Annotated in this window: 5 protein-coding genes; 1 reads left to right on the top strand and 4 read right to left on the bottom strand. The window is 64.8% G+C overall.

Annotated elements, in window-relative coordinates; genetic code table 11:
* Positions 1-328 (bottom strand): hypothetical protein (locus GSQ79_RS14115; RefSeq protein WP_210253088.1); only part of this gene is annotated, 328 nt, incomplete at its 3' end.
* Positions 329-567: 239 nt separating this feature from the next.
* Positions 568-1014 carry an EthD domain-containing protein gene (locus GSQ79_RS30065; RefSeq protein WP_256379022.1) on the bottom strand — a complete coding sequence of 149 codons (447 nt, stop codon included), beginning with the start codon at positions 1012-1014 and terminating at the stop codon, positions 568-570.
* Between GSQ79_RS30065 and GSQ79_RS14125 the strand changes: the two genes are divergently transcribed.
* A complete protein-coding gene (locus tag GSQ79_RS14125) occupies positions 992-1255 on the top strand; it encodes a transcriptional regulator (protein WP_158809341.1) in 264 nt (87 codons plus the stop codon). The two genes, GSQ79_RS30065 and GSQ79_RS14125, sit on opposite strands and share 23 nt — an antisense overlap.
* A gap of 83 nt (positions 1256-1338) precedes the next feature.
* Here the strand turns inward: GSQ79_RS14125 and GSQ79_RS14130 are convergent, their stop codons facing one another.
* Together GSQ79_RS14130 and GSQ79_RS14135 are read right to left on the bottom strand one after the other, a co-directional pair.
* The gene (locus GSQ79_RS14130) at positions 1339-2034 is read right to left on the bottom strand and encodes an NnrU family protein (RefSeq protein ID WP_158809342.1); all 696 of its coding nucleotides are present in this window, start codon (positions 2032-2034) and stop codon (positions 1339-1341) included.
* A gap of 342 nt (positions 2035-2376) precedes the next feature.
* Positions 2377-3332: NAD(P)/FAD-dependent oxidoreductase (locus GSQ79_RS14135; RefSeq protein ID WP_158809343.1), on the bottom strand; the 956-nt coding region annotated here is incomplete at its 5' end.

The raw sequence follows: 3332 nt of genomic DNA on the forward strand, positions 1-3332 counted from the left end.
GATACCCATAGGCAGGATAGCCGTAGCCTCCGCCGTATCCATATCCGTCCCCGTAGCCGTAACCACCGTAGTAGCCACCGGCGATCGCGCCGGCTGCCAATCCAAGGCCGAGGCCTGCGGCCCCGTAGCCCAGGCCGCGGCCGTAGCCGCGACCGCCGTAGCCCCGACCGTAACCGCCACCGAAGCCACGTCCGCCGCCGAAACCATGACCGCCGCCATGGAAGCCGCCGCCGCCAAACCCTCTCGCCTGAGCAGCCGGCGAATAGGAAAGGATCGCCATGCCCAACGCGGCCGACGCAACCGCCATCATCTTCATATTCCGCTTCATCAGAACTCCTTTGGTTGGATGTCGAACGAACAGGATGATCTCAACGTTCCCGCATGGTCGGCATGTCGCATCCGACCAACTACCGCCCAAACTTGTCCGCATTTCTGGCGACGCCGGCAGCAGCGGATCATCGATATGTTCAACGGCGAAACCGGAGTCATCAGAGCCATGGGACACAGCCCGCGGGCGGTCGTCGCCGGACGCCACCTGCGGACGAATCGGCCCGCGGCCATTCGAGTTCAAGCCGCGTAGTCGACCTTCTCTTCGGTGAGGAACTTCGAATGATCGAGGAACTTCTTGTCGTCCTCGACCACGACCTCCGTCCACTTGGGCGACGAGACCATGGCCGGGAAAGCCGCGACGTCGTTGAACCAGGCCTCGGCGACCCCGTCGAAGGGAGCGGCTGACAGGGCTTCCGGAACACTATGAACATTGTGCTGCTGCACGTAACAAATCGTATGCGTCTTCACTTCCGGCACCGTCTGCACGAGGGGCCAGTGAACGTTCATCCAATAGTCGCTGAATTGTTCGAACGTGAGATCCGAACGGGTCCAAGATTCGAGTAGTTCTGGACTCCTAAGGTCCCCAACCGTATGCGCTACGACAACCGGAGCCCGAAGATCGTCAGCAGATGCTCGTCCTCGGCTGTCCAGAAGCGATTGAATGAACACCGCGCAATGCAGCATGGCTCGAGGAGCGTTGGATTGGACCTCTCGACAGTTGGCATCCGCCGCGAGCGTTCCGCTCGTATCGGTCAATAAGTTCCAATCCGGTCATTGGGTAACGGCGAAGGATGTATCGTCGATACGCAAAGCCTTCGAGACGGCCGGAATCGCATTCGTCGCTGATGCCGGCAGCGGTTTCGGCATCCTCCTAAAGACGCCTAAGCCCGCCGCAACCGGCAAGCGACTTGAAGCACAAGTCTGACTGGCTGTTTATACGGTCGCTATAGACCGCTCTCTCGTAAATGGGTTCCGATCGCCGATGGTCTGGCGCCACGACGCAGTTCGTCAGTAGATCCAACGCCACACGCCCGCGGCCCATCCGGATAGTGGAATGTGGGCCCAGGTGGCGGCGAGCCAGATCACCAGACCGCCGCCGAGATCGTGCATGCGGAATCCGCCAAGGCGTGTCCGATGCGTTGCGACGGCGACGAAGGGCCAGTAGCTCGTCTTGGATTCCCACGCTTGCCAGAAGTCCGGCTGCAGCCGCGCCTTCTTGCGGTCCTGCAAGGCGGCGCCGACCAGCGCCAGAACGATGACGGCCAACGCCACGACGATGTTCTTGGCGACCGGATAGACCGCGACGTGGCAAAGCCCCCAGAGCGCGAAGGCCCACATCATCGGATGGCGGGTGATTGAAAAGGCGCCGAGGGCCGCCTCCGGGACCTTGCCCGGCACCCCTCCGGTCGGCATCGCCGGGTTGCGGATCAACGACCCCATCAGCAGCACCGAGGCCAGGAGCATGACGGCGGTGACGATCGCCCAGAGCGTGTCGCCGACGGGCCAGAGCGGGGCCGAGGCGGACGTCGCCCGGAACGCCCATGCCATGGCCACGAACGTGACGACCGCGACAACGGAGTAGAGACCGAGGAACGCGCCCTCTCCGAGCGCGGCGACGAGCGGTCGGCGCAACGGATGGGACAGCAGGAAATGGCTTCCAACGAACGCGATCGTCGCTGCAGCGACCCAAAAGAGGCCTTCCATGTCCAGCTCCCGACTGCAACGCATCGACCTCGATCCGAACGGAAGGCGTCCGGCCGATGTCCGGCGACGAGTTTACGCTGGAAGCGCCCCTCCCGTCGATGGATTGCGCCGCGCGTTGACCCCATCCGTACCGGTGGCCGGGTCATCCGCGTTCCCCATGTCCCGAGCGCCGCTCGAAGGCGCGCTTCGTCGTACCGTAGACGACTCCGACCAGCCCATCCGGGCGCAATGCAGTCTGTCTGCGTTGTCACCGCCCATTAGCGGCATACCGTCCCGAGGTCAGGTCTTCGAAGGTGGGCCCTTATCTACGCCGCCTCGTGAAAAGGTGCCGATCGCCGCGCGTCACCGGAGCGCTTGCCTCAGCTCCGGCACCGTCCAATTCCGACGCTGCGCCATGAGGCCGACAGCCTCAGCCATCTGCCGATCGCGGCCCCATCCAGCCAATGCCTTGACCGCGCCGTGCTCGACATAGAAGGCGAGAAAGTCGGGCTTCTCCAGGTCGCCGTCGACGACGACATCGTCCCAGGTCGCGGCATGCCCGACGTAGTCCAGCCGCTTGAGGAAGCCGATGGTCCAGAACACCGGAACCGCGTCGTACGGCGTCGCCTGCCCGATCATGTTGAGGGCTGCGACCCGGCCGTGCTGCTCGGCGACGCGCCAGTGCTCGACCCGGGTTCGGGGTCCATTTCCGTAAAGCGGAAACGCCGCGATGTCGCCGGCCGCGTAGAGGCCGTCGACGACTTTGAGATGGGCATCGACGGCCAGTCCACCGTCTTCCCGTCGAGCGCCGCGAAACTGATCGGTCGCTGGGGTGACGCCCAGTCCGGCAAGGACCAGATCGGCCTCCAGGACGGCGCCGCCCTTAAGCCGCACACGGGTGACCCGGCCGTCCTCGCCTTCCAACGCCTCGACCTCCTGGCCGAGCTGGAACACGATGCCTTCGCGCTCGTGCACACGCCGGAAGACGTTGCCGATCAAGGTACCGAGCCGGTCTTCGAGAGGAGCGGTCTGGGGCGCGACGACGGTCACGTCCAGGCCGCGTTCGCGAAGGCTGGCTGCGGCCTCCAGCCCGATGAAGCCCGCGCCGACCACGACCGCGCGTCGCGCACCTTCCGCCGTCCTGACGATGGCTTCCGCGTCCGCGGGCGTCCGGAGCAGGTGCACGCCAGACAGAGCGTGTCCCGGCACGTCGAACGGTCGGGGCACCCCACCGGTCGCAAGCAGGGCTGAATCGTAGCTGAGAGAGCGGCCGTCTTCGAACGTGATCGTCCGAGCCTCGGTATCGAGGGAAACCACCC

The sequence above is a fragment of the Beijerinckia sp. L45 genome (assembly GCF_009765775.1).
GTDB lineage: Bacteria > Pseudomonadota > Alphaproteobacteria > Rhizobiales > Beijerinckiaceae > RH-AL1.